Source organism: Janthinobacterium sp. SUN176 (assembly GCF_030587335.1).
GTDB classification, from domain to species: Bacteria; Pseudomonadota; Gammaproteobacteria; order Burkholderiales; family Burkholderiaceae_D; genus Janthinobacterium; species Janthinobacterium kumbetense.
Genome location: NZ_JAPWIA010000007.1, coordinates 179,329 through 195,893 on the forward strand (window position 1 = coordinate 179,329; position 16,565 = coordinate 195,893).

Genomic DNA, 16,565 nt, shown 5'->3' on the forward strand with positions numbered 1-16,565 from the left:
CCGCGCCCCTGGCCGGCTGCCTCCGATCCCTCACTTACCGGTGTACCGACCCTTGCGCAATTTCCTTTGTCTTTCGCTGGCGCTGGCCGCCGGCGCCGCCCATGCCGACGCGCCAGCCGCCGCTGCCGCAGCCGTGGCGCCGCCCGGCTTGCAGGCGTCGCAGCTGGCCATCGTCATCAACGACGCCGAACCCAACAGTGTCGAGGTGGGCGAGTATTACCGCAAGGCGCACGGCATTCCCGCCGCGAATGTGGCGCACGTGAATATTCCCAACCGCCCCCGCAAGCTCAGCATCGACCAGTTCGCGCAGTTGAAGGAACGCATCAATGCACAGCTGAAACCCGAGATCCAGGCCGTGCTGATGGTGTGGAGCGCGCCGTATGCCGTCGAATGCAATGCCATCACCGCCGCCTTCACCCTCGGTTATGACGGGGATCAATGCGCGAAGACCTGCGATCCCGGCAAGCCCAGCAAGTATTTCAACAGCGAGGCGGCGCAGCCCTACACGCAGCTGGGCTTGCGCCTGTCGATGCTGCTGCCTGTCGATTTCGTGGAAGAGGCCAAGGCCGTGGTGGACCGCGGCGCCGTCAGCGGCTTTTCCGTGCCGGCCGCCAGCGCCTATTATTTGACCACCAGCGACGCGGTGCGCAACAGCCGGGCCGGTTTCTTTCCACCCGCCGGCGTCGTGCGCCAGCGCAAGCTGACCGTCAAGAACCTCAAGGCGGACAGCCTGGAAGGGGCGCAAGACATCATGGTGTACCAGACGGGGCAGGCCAAGGTGGCCAAGCTGGAGACCCTGCATTTCCTGCCCGGCGCCCTGGCCGACCACCTGACCTCGTTTGGCGGCGACTTGCAGGGCAGTAGCCAGATGAGCAGCCAGCGCTGGCTGGAGGCGGGCGCGACGGCCAGCTACGGCACCGTCAGCGAACCGTGCAGTTATTGGCAAAAGTTTCCCAATCCGACCGTGCTGCTGCGCCGCTACCTGTCCGGCAGCACGGCGCTGGAAGCGTACTGGGGCAGCGTGCTGTGGCCGGCCCAGGGCCTGTTCATCGGCGATCCGCTGGCGGCGCCGTATGCGGGTTTCCGGCGCTGAAACCGGATTCTTCCAGACAATAAAAAAGGCCCTTGCGGGCCTTTTTTCATGGTGCGGCGTGACGGTTACTTGCTTTTGCGGCGGCGCGCCAGGGCGACGAGGCCCAGTCCGGCCAGCAGCATGGCATAGGTTTCCGGTTCCGGCACGGCCGGGATTTCCGGCGTCACGGGGAGGATGCTGCCGCCCGTGAAGCCGCCACCCGAACCGCCGCCGCCGACACCGTTGCTGCCTGTGGGCAAGTTTTCACCCAGCGACGACGAAACGATCAAGGGCGCCTGGGTGTCGCCGCTGCGGGCCTGATACGAACGGCCCGGACCACGGTAGCCGGCCGCGTCATCGAAAGGACGGTTTTCTTCGGCGGCCACGAAGTCGCGCGTGATAAAGCTGAAGTCGCGGTCGTCGCTGGCACGCACCTTGCGCGGTTCGCCGGCACCGGCACCGTCAGGCAACTGGCGCGCGGTCAGGCGGTGATTATTCTCGGCCGATGACGAATTGCGGAATTCCTGGTCGGACACGATGCCGTCAAATTCCGGCGTCTTGTTCGAGCCGTCGTTGGTACGCGTGCCGGAGCCGATGAAGCCATTGGCCAGGCTGCAGGCGCTGTAGGTGCCGTCCAGGTTGGCGTCTTTCGTATTGCCATTCGCCGATTGCGTGCTGGCCTGGCAATTCTTTTCATTCTTTTGCGCAGGCGCGGCCGTTTGTGCCTGGGCGCTGGCGCCGAAGAATATCAAGGCCGCGGCCAGCAGCAAGGGACGGGAAGAGGCTGGCGTGAAAATTGGTGTTGGCATGATCGATCTCTCAAAAAGCATGGAAGGGTGCGCCGCTGGGCGCGTATGTCCGCATGCGATTGTTGCCGCTCCCGTCCAGGCTACTGTTGCGAGCAAGGCAGGGAGTGCGTTTCAAGGTCAGGCATGGATGGGGCCTGCACTACTGGGTCTGGTGTTGCCGTTCAATTTCTTATCAGGAACTAAACTTATTTGTTTGAATTATATCATATTGTGCAGCGGCATAACGACCTGGCTTGCTTTGTACAGCCTGGCGTTGTTGAAAGGATACTTTCGGCAGGCAGCCGCCAGCCTGGATCCGTGCTGCGCATTACTCCGTTCAGCTTAATGAAATGTCATCAACTCGTCATGCACACTGTTTAGTATGCAAATCATAAGTTCGTCATCATTTTGTCAAGAACAGCCTGCCAGCGCCTGTCCGGGTTGGCGTCATCTTACCGACCAGGAAAACCATGAATGTCCACCTTGCCGTCCCGTCCGTCCCGCTCTCGTCCCTGCGTAAACCGTTGCGCCTGACGGTCATGGCCGCCGTGCTGGCCAGCCTGTCCTTGCCAGCCCTGGCCGTGTCCGATGTCGTCATCAGCCAGGTGTATGGGGGCGGTGGCAATACGGGCGCCGTGTACCGCAACGATTTCATCGAGCTGTTCAACCGTGGCGCCAGTCCCGTCAACCTGAGCAACTGGAGCGTGCAGTACGGCGCCGCCGCCAACACGAGCTGGTCCGTGACGGCCTTGCCGGCTATCGATTTGCAACCTGGCCAGTATTTGCTGGTCCAGCAAGCCAAGGGCACGGGCGGCACGCAGGACTTGCCGACGCCGGACGCGACGGGCACCCTGGCCATGTCCGGCACAACGGGCAAGGTACTGTTGAGTAATAGCAAGACAGCCCAGGTGGGCGCCAGCCCCACGGGCGCGGCCGTCATCGACCTGGTCGGCTTCGGCACGGCCAACGGCTTCGAAGGCGCCGTGGCGCCCGCACCCTCGAATACCCTGGCGATTCTGCGCGCCAATGGCGGCTGCGGCGACACGGACGATAACAGCGTGGATTTTGCCACCGGCAGCGTGACGCCGCGCAATACGGCCTCGCCGCTGAATGTCTGCGGCGGCCCCGTCGTGCACAAGATCGTCACCAGTTGCCCTGCCAGCCTGGCCTTGGCCGTGGGCAATGGCGGCAGCGCCGTGCTGCGCGCGTCCGACGCGGATGGCGTCGTGAACGCCGCTATCTTGAGTTCGCCGGCCGTGGCCGGCATCAGCCTGGCCAACTTCAGCGCGGCCGGCGTGGCGGGCGAGAGCGCCATGGTCAGCCTGCTGGTGGCCGCCGGCGTGCCGGTGGGCAACTATCCCGTGATCGTCAGCTTCAGCAATGACCAGCAGCAGACGGCCACCTGCAAGGTGGATGTCGCCGTGCAAGGCCTGGCCGCCGTCAGCCACACGATTCCGCAAATCCAGGGCAGTGGCGCGGCTAGCCCCTACGCCAATTCCGTACAGACGACGGAAGGCGTGGTGACCCTGAAAGTGGGCACGGGCTTCTTCATCCAGGACGCGGCCGGCGACGGCGATCCATCGACGTCGGACGGCATCTTCGTGTACACGGGCGCGACGGCTACCACCGTGCAGCCGGGCGAACTGGTGCGCGTGACGGGCACGGTGTTCGAATACACGCCCACGGGCGCCAAGAATTCCTACACGGAATTGAAGGACGTGACGGCCATCCTCACGCAAAGCGCGGGCCACGGCATCGTGCCGACGAATGTGACCTTGCCGAACGACAAGCTGGCCGCCGTGGAAGGCATGCTGGTGCGTTTCACGCAGCCCCTGACCGTGTCGCAAAACGCCTACCTGGGCGCGCGCGGCGAGCTGACCCTGTCGGCGGGCCGGCGCGAAGTGCCGACCAACCGCTATCCGGCCGGTTCCGCCGAAGCGCAAGCCTTGATCGCCGCCAATGCGAACAACCTGATTGTGCTCGATGATGGCATTTTCGTCACGCCGCTCACGATTCCCTACATCGGCCAGGACAACACCGTGCGCAGCGGCGATACAGTGGCCGACCTGACGGGCGTGGTCGATTTCGGTGCCATCGGCGGTGGCGGGGCCGCATATAAATTGCAGCCGACGCAGATGCCGCAGTTTTCGCGCGACAACCCGCGCACGGGCAGCCCGGAACTGCCATCCGGCAACGTCAAGGTGGCCAGCGCGAATGTGCTGAATTTCTTCACGACCTTTACGAATGGCAACAATATCTTTGGGCAGACGGGGCAGGGCTGCACCGTGGGCGCCTCGACCACCAAGTCGAACTGCCGCGGCGCCGACAACCTGGCCGAATTCGAGCGCCAGCGCGACAAGATCGTGGCCGAACTGAAAGCCATCGATGCGGACGTGGTGGGCTTGATGGAAATCCAGAACAATGGCGAAATCGCCGTCACTTACCTGGTCGACCAGCTGAACGCGGCCATCGGCGGCGTCACGTACGCCGTGGTGCCGAAACCGGCCGCCACGGGCACGGACGCCATCCGCGTGGCGATGATCTACAAGCCGGGCAAGCTGGGCCTGGTGGGCGGCGCCTTGTCGGACGCCAACGCCATCAACAACCGGCCACCGATGGCGCAAACTTTTCTTGCGAGCAATGGAGAGAAATTCTCGCTGATCGTCAACCACCTGAAATCGAAGGGCAGCTGCCCGTCGAGCGGGCTGGACGCGGACCAGAACGATAGCCAGAGCTGCTGGAACGCCACCCGCGTGCAGCAAGCCCAGCGTCTGGTGGGCAGCTTCGTGCCGCAGGTGGCGGCCGCTGCCGGCGACGCTGACGTGCTGGTCATCGGCGACCTCAATTCCTATGGCGCGGAAGACCCGATCCAGGTCATCACGGGCGCCGGCTTCGTCAACGAACTCGAGCGTTTCGTGCGGCCGTCCGGCATGCCGTACTCGTACGTGTTCGGCGGCCAGAGCGGCTACCTCGACCACGCGCTGGCCAGCGCGTCGCTGAGCCCGCAAGTGGCCGGCGTGGCCGAGTGGCATGTGAATGCGGACGAGCCGGAAGTGATCGACTACAACATCGATTCGGCCAAGCCGCAAGACTTGTACAACGCCTTGCCTTACCGCGCCTCGGACCACGACCCGGTCGTCATCAGCCTGGATTTGCAGCCTGCCTACCGCGACATCACGGCCGCCGTCTCGACGGCCAGCTCGGGCCTCGCGTACAACCGCGCGACGCAAAAATACACGGGCACGTTCTCGTTCACCAACACGGGTACGAGCGCCCTGGCCGGTCCGTTCCAGGTGGCGTTCGGCGGCTTGCCGGCCGGCGTCAGCCTGGCCAATGCCACGGGCACCCATGCGGGCGCCGCATATGTCACGGTGAATGCCGCCAGCCTGGCGCCGGGCGCGACGGCCTCGTTTGCCGTCAGTTTCACCAATCCGTCGAAAGTGACGATCACCTACTCGGCCAGCATCTATGCCGGCAACTTCTAAGGACACCATCATGTTGACAACAAAACTCCATCCGGCCCTGCGCCGCGCCGTGCTGGCCGCCGTGCTGGCCGCCAGCTCCAGCGTGGCGCTGGCGGACCCGCTGGCCTATCGCGTGGAAATCGACACGAGCGCGTTTTCCGGCGCCGGCTTCCTCGACTTCGCCTTTATCGCCGGCAACAGCCCCGCGCCGGGCGCCAGCGCCGTGCTCAGCAATTTTTCGGGCGCGTTCGGCGCGCTGGAATCGCTGGAAGGCAATGTCAGCGGCAGCGTGCCCGGTACCTTGACCTTCGGCAATAGCGGCGCCTACAACGACTGGTTCCACAACGTGACCCTGGGCGGCAAGTTCGGTTTCAACGTCGTCTTCGGCGGCGACTTCCTGAACACGGCCGGCAACGCGGGCACGACGTTTGGCGTGGGCTTGCTCGACTACACGGGTATGGCTTACCTGGGCAATGCGAATGGCAACCTGCTGCAATTCGAACTGACCCCGCTGAACGGCGGCTTGCCCGCCAGCATAGCCGGCAGCACCTACGCCAGCATCGCGACGATCTCGGCCGTGCCGGAAGCGTCGGAATGGATGATGCTCACGGGCGGCCTGGCGCTGATCGGTTTTGCCTTGCGCCGGCGCCAGTTCGTCACGCCAGCATAAATAGTCGTTGTCCCGCCTGAACACAGCGCGCCTCGGTGCGCTGTGTTTTTTTCGCCTATTTATTCGGAATAGCTATAAATCAGGAAACTAAATTGTATTAGTCACCGTTTTACGCTTGATGCATAGTCAAAAACTTGTCGTGCCGTCTAGTTTCTCAGGGAGGGCCGCCCACTTTTTTCGGGAGGATGCATCGATGCGCCGTCATATTCTGCTGCTGGATCCTGCGCCAGCCTCGCAAGCCTTGCTGGTGCATAACCTGCAAGGCGCCGGCTACCGGGTCAGCTGCGCCGTGGATGCGCGCGGCGCGCTGGCCTTGCTGGCCGCCGATCCACCCGACGTGCTGCTGCTGGAATGGGAGCTGCCGGATGCGTCCGGCATCGCGCTGCTGCGCCAGGTGCGCCAGGATGGCGTGCTGTGCGACTTGCCCATCATCATGGTCAGCGCGCGCGACAGCGAACAGGACAAGGTGCTGGCCCTGGAAAGCGGCGCCGACGATTATCTGTGCAAGCCCGTCGGCCCCCGTGAAATGCTGGCCCGCGTGCATGCGCTACTGCGCCGGCGCGCGCCAGCGGCCTTGCGCGCAGGCTCAAGCGCGGACGGCGCCGCCTTGCGGCTCGATCCGCACACCCGGCGCGTGACGGCCGGCAGCGTGCCCGTCAGCCTGGGCCGCGTGGAATTCAAGCTGCTGCATTTTTTGATGGACCATCCGGGCCGGGTGCACAGCCGCGCGCAACTGCTGGACCAGGTGTGGGGCCATGCCGCGTATCTGGACGAACGCACGGTCGACGCCCACGTGGGACGCTTGCGGCAGGCTTTGCTGCCGGGCGGCTGCGGCCACCGCATCGAAACCGTGCGCGGCAGCGGCTACCGCTACCTGGCGTTTGACACCGCCGTGTGCGCCTGATGTTGCTGACGGGGCGGGAGCAGGAATACTTGCTGCACGCCATACTCGGCGCGCATGGCATCGCCGCGCCCGGCGATTTCTTTTTGTGGAGCCAGGGGCCGCTGCAGGCGCTGCTGCCGCATGCCGTCCTCGTCTGCGCGCAACTGGGCGCCGATGGCGGCGTGGTGCGCAGCGCGGCCTGGCATAGCGCGGTGCTGGCCGAAGCCGAGGTGCGGGACTTCAGCGACCCGCGCCACGGACAGGTGGCCCGGCTGGCGCAGGCCTGGCGCGCTGGCGGGCGGCGCGTCGCCTTCATCGACGGGACCCTCGTGCATGGCAGCGCGGGCGCTGGCGGCGGCAGTTTCTTTGCCCTGTTCCGCGCCCCCTGCGCTGCCTGGCCCGACCCGGCGCGCCAGGCGTACGTGCTGGAATTGCTGCTGCCCTGCCTGCATCTGCATTGGCTGGCGCTGCCGGACGGCGCGCAGGCAGCTCCCGCCGGCGCGGCGCGCGCGGCCAGTGCGCGCGAGCTGGAAGTGCTGCACTGGGTCAGCATCGGCAAGAGCAATGAAGAGGTGGGGCAAATCCTCGGCATCAGCGGGGGGACCGTGAAAAGCCACTTGCAGCGCATCTATAAATTATTGGGGGTGAGCAATCGCACGCAAGCCGTCTCGCGCGGCATCGCGCTGCGCCTGCTGGCCGCCTGATGCTGCTTAGCGCTGTGGCCGGGGTGCGGCGGTCCGGTGCATGCCGCCGCTGTTGAACTGATCCTCGGTGTCGGGCGCCACCCGCGCGACGAGGGGGCTGGTGCGCAGGCGCTGGACTTCGGCCGGCGTCAGCAGGGCGGCAAAGCCGTTCAGCGCGGCCGTGTAGTGATATTGCACGATGGCATCGGGCACCAGCGCCAGCACGGCGCGCCGTCCCGCTTCCCGTTGGGTTTCCCGCTGGATTGTGTCAGGCGGCGTCAACTGCATGCGCACTTCAACAATATATGGCTGCCGCTGTGGCGTCGCCGACGCGCTGGCAGGCAGTACGCTGGCGGCGGCCAGGATGGCAAGGCTGAAACGGATTGCAGACATGCAAGCTCCCAAGGCAGGCGGCGTGGCCGCACATGCGCCGATTGTACGCCTGCCGCGGGACAGGTGGCGCGCGACTTGCGTTAGTGCAAACGCGATGGTTTCCCCTAGGATTTTGTTGTTTTCAGTACAAACAAAAGATTGTATTAACCATAAGCGGCATGGTAGCCTGCTAGGCATCAGGCAGGCGCGCGCCGCCTGTGCGCGGCCACCAGCGGTGCACATGGCGGCAATGTATTGAAGGTAGGCAATAAGGAGTTACCGGATGCATGCAGCACACAGGCAGAACCTTGCAGCAACGCGCCATGCGCGCGGCTTTACCTTGCTCGAACTGTTGGTCGTCATCGTCATCATCGGCTTGCTGGCGGCGTATGTCGGCCCCAAATATTTCGCCCAATTGGGCAAATCCGAAGTGACGGTGGCCAAGGCGCAGATCGAGGCGTTTGAAAAATCGCTCGATACCTACCGCCTCGACGTGGGGCGCTACCCGACCACGGAAGAAGGCCTGGCCGCGCTGCTGGTCGCGCCGCCCGCCGCCGGCACGCGCTGGAATGGACCCTACCTGAAAAAGGCCGTGCCGCTCGACCCGTGGGGCCATGCCTATCAATACCGCGCCCCGGGCAGCAAGGGCGAATATGACATCGTCTCGATGGGCAAGGATGGCCAGCCGGGCGGCAGCGGCGAGAACGCCGACATCAGTTCGCAATAACGCCAGCACCATTCTTTTTCCTACGGACAAGCCATCATGCAGTTCGAAGTACGCGCGCTTTCCACGGACCAGGCCGTAGCAACCTTGCAGACGTGCGTGATCGACGGCCGCAACGAAGCCGACGCGCGCCGCCAGGCCGAGGCGCGCGGCCTGTTCGTCAGCGCCATCCGCCCGCTGCGGGCCACGCCGTTCAGCGCCGCCGGCCGCCAGCGCGCGCGGGCCTTGCCCCTGCTGTTGTTCAGCCAGGAGTTGCTGGCGCTGCTGAACGCGGGCCTGGGCATCGTCGAAGGGCTGGAAGCCTTGCTGGAAAAGGAAGCGTCGCCGGCCACGCGCAGCGTGCTCACGCGCCTGCTGGAAGGCTTGCGCGAAGGTAAGCGCTTTTCCGCCGCCCTGGCGGAGCAGGCGGAACTGTTTCCTCCCTTGTATATCGGCATCGTCAAGGCGGCCGAAGGCACGAGCGACTTGCCGCGCGCCTTGTCGCGCTACATCGATTACCAGCAGCGCATCGATACGGTGCGCGGCAAGATCGTCAGCGCCGCCATCTACCCCGCCATTTTGCTGGCCGTGGGCGGCGGCGTCAGCGCCTTCCTGATCAGTTATGTCGTGCCCCGCTTCGCCGAGGTGTACCAGGGCGCGGGACGCAACTTGCCGTGGATGTCGCAAGTCATGCTCAGCTGGGGCCAGTTCGTCACGCAGCATGGCGTGCTGCTGTTGCTCGGGCTGCTGATCACGGGCGGCGTCGCATGGTCGGCCGTGCGGCGCGTGCTGCGCCATGGCGGCGTGGCGCGCCTGCTGGCGAAGTTGCCCGGCATCGGCGAGCGCGTGCGCATCTATGAATTGTCGCGCCTGTACCTGACGCTGGGCATGCTGGCCGAGGGCGGCATCACCATCGTGCAGGCGATCGCCACCGTGCAGGCGATGGTGTCGCCCGGCATGCAGGTGTCGTTGCAGCAGGCGCGCGGCGCCATCGAGGCGGGCCAGCCCCTGTCGTCCGCGTTTGAGCAATATCAACTGACGACGCCCATTTCCCTGCGCATGCTGCGCGTGGGCGAGCGCACGGGTGACATGGGCCCCATGCTGACGCAGTCGGCCGCCTTTTATGACGGCGAAATCAGCCGCTGGATCGACCGTTTTACGCGCACCTTCGAGCCGCTGCTGATGGCCGCCATCGGCCTCGTCGTGGGCGCCATCGTGATCCTGCTGTACATGCCCATCTTTGATCTTGCCGGCGATATTTCATGATGCAGAGCGTAGCCGAATCCCCCGTGGCCGGCGTGGCCATCGATCCCGCGCTGCTGCAGCGCGCGCGCCTCCTGTGCCGCCAATCGAAGCGCAGCCTGGTCGAGGAATTGCAGCAATTGAGCGGCATCGAGGCGCGCGCCGTGGTGCGCGCGCTGGCGCGCCCGTTCGGCCTGGATGTGCTGGAAACGGCCGACATGCTGGCGTTGTCTCCCGCCTTCGACGTGCTGCCCCTGTCGCAGGCGCTGGCGCGCCACAGCGTGCTGCTGCGCGCCGCCGACGGCCAGCTGGTGGGCGTGATCGCCGACCCCTTCGACCTGGACCTGCAAACCTGGCTCGGCGCGCGCGCGGGGCAGGGCGCCTTGAGCATCCGCCTGGCGCTGCAGGCCGACATCGGCGCCTACCTGTCGAAGCAGGAAGAGTCGGCGCGCGCCGTCGACAGCCTGCTGCCCGGCGCCGCCACCGACGCGCGGCGCGACGGCAAGACGGCCGCCGTGCTGTCGTTCGCCAGCGTGTCGGAAGCGGCCAGCCCCGCCGTCAAGCTGGTCAACTCGACCTTGTATGACGCGCTGAAGGCGGGCGCCTCGGACATCCACCTGGAAAGCACGGCCGGCGGCCTGGCCGTCAAGTATCGCGTCGACGGCGTGCTCGATCACGCCACGTCCGTCAACGGCATCGAAGTGGCGGAGCACATTATCTCGCGCCTGAAAGTGCTGGCCGAACTCGATATCGCCGAGCGCCGCGTGCCGCAGGACGGCAGCTTCCGCGTCGAATCGGGCGGGCGCGAAATCGATCTGCGCGTCTCCATCATGCCCAGCATCCATGGCGAGGACGCCGTCATCCGCATCCTCGACAAGCGCGCCATGATCGAGGCGTACGGCGCCCTGACCCTCGAAGCGCTGGGCTTTGACGCGCCGTCGCTGGAAGCCTTGCGCGCGCTGGCGCAGGAAGCCTACGGCATGCTGCTCGTCACGGGTCCCACGGGCTCGGGCAAGACGACGACCCTGTACGCGGCGCTGACGGAAATCCATAACGGGCGCGAAAAGATCATCACCATCGAAGACCCCGTCGAATACCAGCTGCCCGGCATTCTGCAGATTCCCGTGAATGAGAAGAAGGGGCTGACCTTTGCCAAGGGCTTGCGCTCGATCCTGCGCCACGACCCCGACAAGATCATGGTGGGCGAGATCCGCGACCGCGAGACGGCGGAAATTGCCGTGCAGTCGGCCCTCACGGGCCATCTGGTGCTCACCACCGTGCATGCGAATAACGTCTTCGATGTGTTCGGCCGCTTCACGCACATGGGCATCGATCCGTATGCGTTTGTCTCGGCCCTGAACGGCATCTGGGCGCAGCGGCTGATCCGCACCAACTGCCCCCATTGCGCTACCGAATATACGCCGGACGATTCTGAACTGGCCAGCGTGGGCCTGGCGCGCGCCGACGTTGATGCATATCAATTCAAGCAGGGCAAGGGCTGCGGCGACTGCCGCGGCACGGGCTACAAGGGGCGCCGTTCGATCGCCGAAATCCTCGTGCTGACCGATGAAATCCGCGAACTCATCGTCGACAAGAAGCCGATCCGCCAGATCAAGGCGGCCGCGCATGCGAACGGCACGCGCAGCCTGCGCCTGGCGGCGCTGGAACTGGTCAAGCGGGGCGCCACCACCATCACGGAAATCAAGAGGGTCACCCTGCATGCGTAGAAGTTATGGACTGGGACTGCGCCTGGGCGTGGCGGCGGGCAAGGTGAGCCTGTGGCGCAGCAGCCGCTGGCGCGCGCCCGCCTGGACACCGCTGGGCGAAGCCGCGTATGTGCCGGGCGACACGCTGCACGGCGACTTTGCCGCCCTGTGGCAGGCGTTGGAACAGATTCTGCCGGCCGGCGAGTACGCGGGCTGGCCCCTGTCCGTGGTGCTCGACGATGGCTTGGCGCGCCTGTGGCAAGTGGACATGCCGCACGGCGCCGCGCGCCTGGCCGATATCGAGGCGGCCGCCGCGCTGCGCTTCCAGTCGCTGTATGGCGATCCTCCCGGCCTGTGGCATAGCAGCAGCGCCTGGGATGCGCGCGCGCCGTTTTTTTGCGCCGTGCCCCGTGCCCTGCTGGCGCAGCTGACGCGCGTGGCGGCCGCGCGCGAGCTGGCCCTGATTTTCATCACGCCGCAATTCGCGCGCCACTGGAACCGCTGGCACGACGCGCTGAAACCGGGCGCCTGGTTCGGCCAGCTGCAGGAGAATGCCTTGACCCTGGGCGTGCGGCACGATGGCCGCCTGCGCGCCGTGCGCGCGCTGCCCGTGCCGCCCGGCGCGGGCCAGGATTGGCTGGAACACACGCTGGCGCGCGAGGCGCTGCTGCAAGGCGTGCCCGCACCGGCGCTGCTGCAGCTATGCGGCGCGCCGCCAGCGCTCTGGCTGGCGCCGGCGGCAGCGTTCCGCTGCCAGATTTTTTCCGCGCCGGACGGGGAAGGCGCCTTGTCGCCGGCCGCCCGGCTGGCCCGCAGCGGAGGCGTGGCATGACGCGCCTCGATTTCGATTTCGCGCCACCCGGCTGGCGCCGCAGCCTGCACCGCGTGCCCGTCTGGGCGTGGATGACGGGGGTGCTGGGCGTGGCGCTGGCCGTCACGGCGGCCTGCAGCGGCAGCGCCGCGTTGCAGCGCCAGCAGCTGCGCGAGGGGCAGTTACAGCGCGCGCAGCAGCGCGTGATGGCCGCCATGCAGGGCCCCGCGCCTGCGCCGCAAATCGCCATCGCGCCCGCGCAGGCGGCGGCCGTGAATGCGGCCATCCTGCAATTGAACCTGCCGTGGCGCGACTTGCAGGATGCGCTGGCCAGCGCCACGCCGCCCGCCATCGCGCTGCTGGCGCTGGAACCGGATGCGCGCAAGCGCGTGCTGAAGATCACGGCCGAGACGACCGGCAGCGACGCCATGGTGGCCTACATCGCGCAACTGAAGCAGCAGGAGCTGTTTGGCGCCAGGGTGCAGCTGCTGCGCCATGAAATCAATGCGCTCGACCCGAACAAACCCTTGCGCTTCCAGCTCGAAGCGCGCTGGGGCACGCCATGATGGCCATCGACATCAATATCCTGCGCCTGCGCGCGCAACTGCTGCTGCGCCGCTTGGGCGCGCCCGCCTGCATCGCCGTGGCCTTGCTCGCACTGGGCGTGGCCGCCTGGGCGTGGGCCTGGCAGCAACGGGCCGTGGCGGCGCAGCTGGAAGCGCGTCCCTTGCCCGTGCCATCGCTGGCCGTCGCCATCGCGGCGCCGCCGGCGACGGCCAGCGAGAACCTGGCGCGCTTTTATGCCGCCCTGGGGCAGCAGCGCCACGCGGAGCAGCAGGTCAAGCAGCTGTTCGACCTGGCCGCGAAAAATGGCTTGCTGCTGGCGCAGGGCGAATACAAGAGCGGCTACGACAAGGCCAGCAGGGTCGCCACCTACCAGGTGACCTTGCCGCTGAAGGGCAGTTACGGGGCCGTGTGGCAGTTCGCGCTGCAAGCGCTGCGCGCCGCTCCCTTCGCCTCGCTCGACGAACTGAGTTTCCGCCGCGAGCAGATCGCCGATACGCAACTGGAAGCGCGCCTGCGCCTGACGTTTTATCTGACCGAAACGCAGGCCGATGCGCCGGGCGATGCGGGAGGCGCGCCATGACGCCGCGCCACTATCTGATGCTGGCCGGCGTGCTGGGCGCGGGCGCCTTGCTGCTGTTCGGCGAGCGCCAGCCCGTGGCCGACGTGGCCGAAGCGGTGGAGCGGGCCGTCGCGCCCGCGCGCCATGCGGCCGTCAAGGCGCCGGCCGCGCAGCCGGCCATCCTGGCCCTGCTGCCGCGCAGCGAAGTGGCGGGCGAGGAGGGCGAGACCTTTGGCGGCGCCGACGGCGTCTTCCAGAGCCAGAACTGGAATCCGCCGCCGCCGAAAATGGCAGTGACGGCAGCGCCGCCGCCACCGCCGCCGATGGCGCCGCCGCTGCCCTTCGTCTACCTGGGCAAGGCGGCCGCCGACGGCGCCTGGGAAGTGTTTTTATCGCGCGCCGACAAGACGTATATCGTGCGCGCCAATACCGTCGTCGATGGCGCCTACAAGGTCGTGACGATCGCGCCGCCCGTCATGACGCTCACTTATCTGCCGTTGAACCAGCTTCAGCAGCTCAACATTGGAGTTTCCGAGTGATGTCTCGTTCCTTTTCATCGGCGCTGCTGCTCTTGCTGCTGTCCGGCTGCGCAGGGCAGCAAGCCTACCGCGACGGGCGCGAGCTGATTGCGCAAGATCACATCCCGGCCGGCCTGCAAAAGCTGCAGGAAGCGCTGCAGCAAGACCCCGGCAACGCGCAATACCGCAGCGCCTATCTGCAGGCGCGCGAGCGGGCCACCGGCAGCCGCTTGCAGCAGGCCGAGCGCCAGGCGCAGGCGGGGCAGGGCGAACTGGCGCGCGCCTCCTTCATGAGCGTGCTGGAAATCGATGCGCAGAACGAGCGGGCCAACAGCGGCTTGCGCGCGCTCGAACGCGAGCAGCGCCAGGGGAAATTGCTGGCCGATGCACGCACGGCGCTTGAGGCAAAACAATACGACCCCGCGCGCCAGCGCCTGAACGCCATCCTGACGGAGCAGCCGAATCACGCGGGCGCGCGCGCGCTGCTGCGCGAGGTCGATGAAAAGACGGCGCCGCCCATCGTCGAATCGGGCCTGGCCAGGTCGTACAAGCAGCCGATCACGATCGAGTTTCGCGACGCGCCGTTAAAACAGGTGTTCGAGCTGATCGCGCGCCGTTCCGGCCTCAATTTCGTCTTCGACAAGGACGTCAAGGCGGACGCGAAAACGTCGATCTTCCTGAAAAACAGCACGGTGGAATCGGCCGTCTACTTCCTGCTGGTGACGAACCAGCTGGAACAGCAGGTGATGGATGCGAACACCATTTTGATCTATCCCAATGTGGCGGCGAAATTGAAGGAATACCAGGAAGTGCTGGTGAAAACCTTCTTCCTGGCGAACGCGGACGCCAAGCAGGTGGCCAACACGCTCAAGACCATCCTCAAGACGCGCGACGTGGTGGCCGATGAAAAACTCAACCTCGTCATCGTGCGCGACACGCCCGAGGCGATCCGCCTGGCCGAGCGCCTGATCGCGCTGCAGGACGTGCCGGAGGCGGAAGTGGTGCTGGAGCTGGAAATCCTCGAAGTCAAGCGCAGCCGCCTGATGGAGCTAGGCGTGGCCTGGCCATCGAGCCTGACCTTGACGCCGCTCAGTACTTCGGGCGGGATCGGGTTGACCATCAACGACTTGAATAATCTGAATCAGCGTACACTCGGCGTGAGCAACCTGGCCGTGACGGCGAACGCCAACAAGACGGACGGCGACGCGAACATCCTGGCCAACCCGCGCATCCGCGTGCGCAACCGGGAAAAGGCGAAATTCGTCATCGGCGACAGGGTGCCCGTGGTGACCACCACGATTTCGCCGGGCACGGGCGGCTTCGCTTCCGAATCGATCAGCTACCTGGACGTGGGCCTGACGGTGAACGCCGAGCCGACCATCTATTTGAACAACGAGGTGGGCATCCGCATCTCGCTCGAGGTGAGCAACCTGGGCGCGGCCACCACCACCCGGAGCGGCTCGACCCTGTACCAGATCGGCACGCGCCAGGCGTCGACCATGCTGCAGCTGAAGGATGGCGAAAACCAGGTGCTGGCGGGCCTGATCAACAATGAAGAGCGCAGCTCGGGTAACAAGGTGCCGGGCCTGGGCGACATACCCGTGCTGGGCCGCCTGTTCGGCAGCAGCAAGGACGATAGCCAGAAGACGGAAATCGTGCTGTCGATCACGCCGCACTTGGTGCGCACGGTGCAGCGTCCGGAAGCGAAGGAGTCGGAATTTTCCGCCGGCACGGAAGGCAGCTTCCGCCGCCGGCCCGACATGGCGGCCAAAGCGCCCACGCAGATGCCGGGCACGGTGATCGTGCGTTCTGGCCCGTCGGCCGTCGGCATGCAGCCGGCGCCGGCGCAGCAGCTGATGACGCCGGGCCAGGTGCCGCCGGCCTTGCCGCAGAGCGTGCCCGCGCCGGAAGTGGCGCCGTCGCCCGAGCCGGCCGCCTCGCCCTTGCCGATCTCGGCTGGCCAGCCCGTGCCGCTGCAGGCGTCGCCCTTGCCGCTGTCATCGAGCCAGCCGGTGCCGGTGGCGCCCGCCAAATGAGACTGGCGCATGCGCAGGGCGGGCCAGGCGGCTTCACCCTGATCGAGCTGCTGGTGACCCTGGCCATCCTGGGCGTGCTGGCCACCCTGGTGATCCCCGTTACGCAGGTGACGGTGCAGCGGCGCCAGGAGCAGGAATTGCGGCGCGCGCTGCGCGAGATCCGCCAGGGGCTCGACGCCTATAAACGGGCCGGCGACGAAGGCCGCGTCATGCGCACGCCCGACGCCAGCGGCTATCCGAAAAGCCTGGAGCTGCTGGTCGAGGGCGTGCCGGACCAGCGCAACCCGAAGCGCAGCAAGCTGTTTTTCCTGCGCCGCGTGCCGCGCGACCCGTTCAATGCGGACGCGGGCCTGAGCGATGCGCAAACGTGGGGCAAGCGCAGCTACGCCAGCGAAGCGACCGAACCGCGCGAGGGCGACGATGTGTACGATGTGTACTCGACTTCCAACAAGACCGGCCTGAACAACGTGCCTTACCGTCTATGGTGAACC

The 16,565-nt window shown here is 66.3% G+C and carries 16 protein-coding genes; 14 read left to right on the top strand and 2 right to left on the bottom strand.

Annotated elements, in window-relative coordinates:
- Positions 1–52: 52 nt before the first annotated feature.
- On the top strand, positions 53–1,093 hold the full coding sequence (locus O3299_RS27380; protein WP_289906139.1) for a TIGR03790 family protein: 1,041 nt from the start codon (positions 53–55) through the stop codon (positions 1,091–1,093).
- A gap of 65 nt (positions 1,094–1,158) precedes the next feature.
- On the opposite strand, the gene O3299_RS27385 is transcribed toward O3299_RS27380, so the two are convergent.
- Positions 1,159–1,881 carry a PEP-CTERM sorting domain-containing protein gene (locus O3299_RS27385; protein WP_305063638.1) on the bottom strand — a complete coding sequence of 241 codons (723 nt, stop codon included), beginning with the start codon at positions 1,879–1,881 and terminating at the stop codon, positions 1,159–1,161.
- Between the two features lie 449 nt (positions 1,882–2,330).
- Here O3299_RS27385 and O3299_RS27390 point away from each other — a divergent pair, with 449 nt between their 5' ends.
- The 4 genes from O3299_RS27390 to O3299_RS27405 all read left to right on the top strand — a co-directional run bounded on the left by O3299_RS27390 (position 2,331) and on the right by O3299_RS27405 (position 7,581).
- On the top strand, positions 2,331–5,345 hold the full coding sequence (locus tag O3299_RS27390) for an ExeM/NucH family extracellular endonuclease (protein ID WP_305063639.1): 3,015 nt from the start codon (positions 2,331–2,333) through the stop codon (positions 5,343–5,345).
- A gap of 10 nt (positions 5,346–5,355) precedes the next feature.
- Positions 5,356–5,994: an NF038129 family PEP-CTERM protein gene (locus O3299_RS27395; protein ID WP_251350027.1), complete on the top strand. Its 639-nt coding sequence runs from the start codon at positions 5,356–5,358 to the stop codon at positions 5,992–5,994.
- Between the two features lie 193 nt (positions 5,995–6,187).
- The gene (locus O3299_RS27400; RefSeq protein ID WP_251350029.1) at positions 6,188–6,898 is read left to right on the top strand and encodes a winged helix-turn-helix domain-containing protein; all 711 of its coding nucleotides are present in this window, start codon (positions 6,188–6,190) and stop codon (positions 6,896–6,898) included.
- Positions 6,898–7,581 carry a LuxR C-terminal-related transcriptional regulator gene (locus tag O3299_RS27405; protein ID WP_305054521.1) on the top strand — a complete coding sequence of 228 codons (684 nt, stop codon included), beginning with the start codon at positions 6,898–6,900 and terminating at the stop codon, positions 7,579–7,581. Before O3299_RS27400 ends, O3299_RS27405 begins: the two co-directional genes overlap by 1 nt.
- A gap of 6 nt (positions 7,582–7,587) precedes the next feature.
- On the opposite strand, the gene O3299_RS27410 is transcribed toward O3299_RS27405, so the two are convergent.
- On the bottom strand, positions 7,588–7,953 hold the full coding sequence (locus tag O3299_RS27410) for a protease inhibitor I9 family protein (protein WP_305054490.1): 366 nt from the start codon (positions 7,951–7,953) through the stop codon (positions 7,588–7,590).
- A 262-nt stretch (positions 7,954–8,215) separates the two neighbouring features.
- Between O3299_RS27410 and gspG the strand changes: the two genes are divergently transcribed.
- From gspG to O3299_RS27455, 9 genes are read left to right on the top strand one after another with little or no spacing between them, the layout of a single operon-like run.
- Positions 8,216–8,659, top strand: coding sequence for a type II secretion system major pseudopilin GspG (gene gspG / locus O3299_RS27415; RefSeq protein ID WP_034751618.1), 444 nt, complete (start codon positions 8,216–8,218; stop codon positions 8,657–8,659).
- 36 nt (positions 8,660–8,695) lie between these two features.
- Positions 8,696–9,901, top strand: coding sequence for a type II secretion system F family protein (locus O3299_RS27420; protein ID WP_305054491.1), 1,206 nt, complete (start codon positions 8,696–8,698; stop codon positions 9,899–9,901).
- Complete coding sequence (locus tag O3299_RS27425; RefSeq protein ID WP_305063640.1) at positions 9,898–11,604, top strand: GspE/PulE family protein; 1,707 nt, start codon at positions 9,898–9,900, stop codon at positions 11,602–11,604. Before O3299_RS27420 ends, O3299_RS27425 begins: the two co-directional genes overlap by 4 nt.
- Positions 11,597–12,415, top strand: coding sequence for a hypothetical protein (locus O3299_RS27430; protein WP_305054493.1), 819 nt, complete (start codon positions 11,597–11,599; stop codon positions 12,413–12,415). The genes O3299_RS27425 and O3299_RS27430 overlap by 8 nt, the downstream gene beginning before the upstream one ends.
- Entirely contained in the window at positions 12,412–12,960 is a 549-nt protein-coding gene (locus O3299_RS27435) for a hypothetical protein (protein ID WP_305054494.1), read from the top strand. Before O3299_RS27430 ends, O3299_RS27435 begins: the two co-directional genes overlap by 4 nt.
- Complete coding sequence (locus tag O3299_RS27440) at positions 12,957–13,541, top strand: hypothetical protein (protein ID WP_289900058.1); 585 nt, start codon at positions 12,957–12,959, stop codon at positions 13,539–13,541. Before O3299_RS27435 ends, O3299_RS27440 begins: the two co-directional genes overlap by 4 nt.
- Positions 13,538–14,059 (top strand): hypothetical protein, encoded by a 522-nt coding sequence (locus tag O3299_RS27445; RefSeq protein ID WP_305054495.1) that lies wholly within the window; start codon positions 13,538–13,540, stop codon positions 14,057–14,059. Before O3299_RS27440 ends, O3299_RS27445 begins: the two co-directional genes overlap by 4 nt.
- Entirely contained in the window at positions 14,059–16,074 is a 2,016-nt protein-coding gene (locus O3299_RS27450) for a secretin N-terminal domain-containing protein (protein ID WP_305063654.1), read from the top strand. Before O3299_RS27445 ends, O3299_RS27450 begins: the two co-directional genes overlap by 1 nt.
- The gene (locus O3299_RS27455; protein ID WP_305063641.1) at positions 16,071–16,562 is read left to right on the top strand and encodes a type II secretion system protein; all 492 of its coding nucleotides are present in this window, start codon (positions 16,071–16,073) and stop codon (positions 16,560–16,562) included. The genes O3299_RS27450 and O3299_RS27455 overlap by 4 nt, the downstream gene beginning before the upstream one ends.
- The last annotated feature ends 3 nt before the right edge of the window (positions 16,563–16,565 follow it).

Excerpts from the sequence above, each read along its gene's own strand:
- O3299_RS27385 (WP_305063638.1), bottom strand. The coding sequence starts at position 1,881 with ATGCCAACACCAATTTTCACGCCAGCCTCTTCCCGTCCCTTGCTGCTG.
- O3299_RS27390 (WP_305063639.1), top strand. The coding sequence starts at position 2,331 with ATGAATGTCCACCTTGCCGTCCCGTCCGTCCCGCTCTCGTCCCTGCGT.
- O3299_RS27395 (WP_251350027.1), top strand. The coding sequence starts at position 5,356 with ATGTTGACAACAAAACTCCATCCGGCCCTGCGCCGCGCCGTGCTGGCC.
- O3299_RS27400 (WP_251350029.1), top strand. The coding sequence starts at position 6,188 with ATGCGCCGTCATATTCTGCTGCTGGATCCTGCGCCAGCCTCGCAAGCC.
- O3299_RS27405 (WP_305054521.1), top strand. The coding sequence starts at position 6,898 with ATGTTGCTGACGGGGCGGGAGCAGGAATACTTGCTGCACGCCATACTC.
- O3299_RS27410 (WP_305054490.1), bottom strand. The coding sequence starts at position 7,953 with ATGTCTGCAATCCGTTTCAGCCTTGCCATCCTGGCCGCCGCCAGCGTA.
- gspG (WP_034751618.1), top strand. The coding sequence starts at position 8,216 with ATGCATGCAGCACACAGGCAGAACCTTGCAGCAACGCGCCATGCGCGC.
- O3299_RS27420 (WP_305054491.1), top strand. The coding sequence starts at position 8,696 with ATGCAGTTCGAAGTACGCGCGCTTTCCACGGACCAGGCCGTAGCAACC.
- O3299_RS27425 (WP_305063640.1), top strand. The coding sequence starts at position 9,898 with ATGATGCAGAGCGTAGCCGAATCCCCCGTGGCCGGCGTGGCCATCGAT.
- O3299_RS27430 (WP_305054493.1), top strand. The coding sequence starts at position 11,597 with ATGCGTAGAAGTTATGGACTGGGACTGCGCCTGGGCGTGGCGGCGGGC.
- O3299_RS27435 (WP_305054494.1), top strand. The coding sequence starts at position 12,412 with ATGACGCGCCTCGATTTCGATTTCGCGCCACCCGGCTGGCGCCGCAGC.
- O3299_RS27440 (WP_289900058.1), top strand. The coding sequence starts at position 12,957 with ATGATGGCCATCGACATCAATATCCTGCGCCTGCGCGCGCAACTGCTG.
- O3299_RS27445 (WP_305054495.1), top strand. The coding sequence starts at position 13,538 with ATGACGCCGCGCCACTATCTGATGCTGGCCGGCGTGCTGGGCGCGGGC.
- O3299_RS27450 (WP_305063654.1), top strand. The coding sequence starts at position 14,059 with ATGTCTCGTTCCTTTTCATCGGCGCTGCTGCTCTTGCTGCTGTCCGGC.
- O3299_RS27455 (WP_305063641.1), top strand. The coding sequence starts at position 16,071 with ATGAGACTGGCGCATGCGCAGGGCGGGCCAGGCGGCTTCACCCTGATC.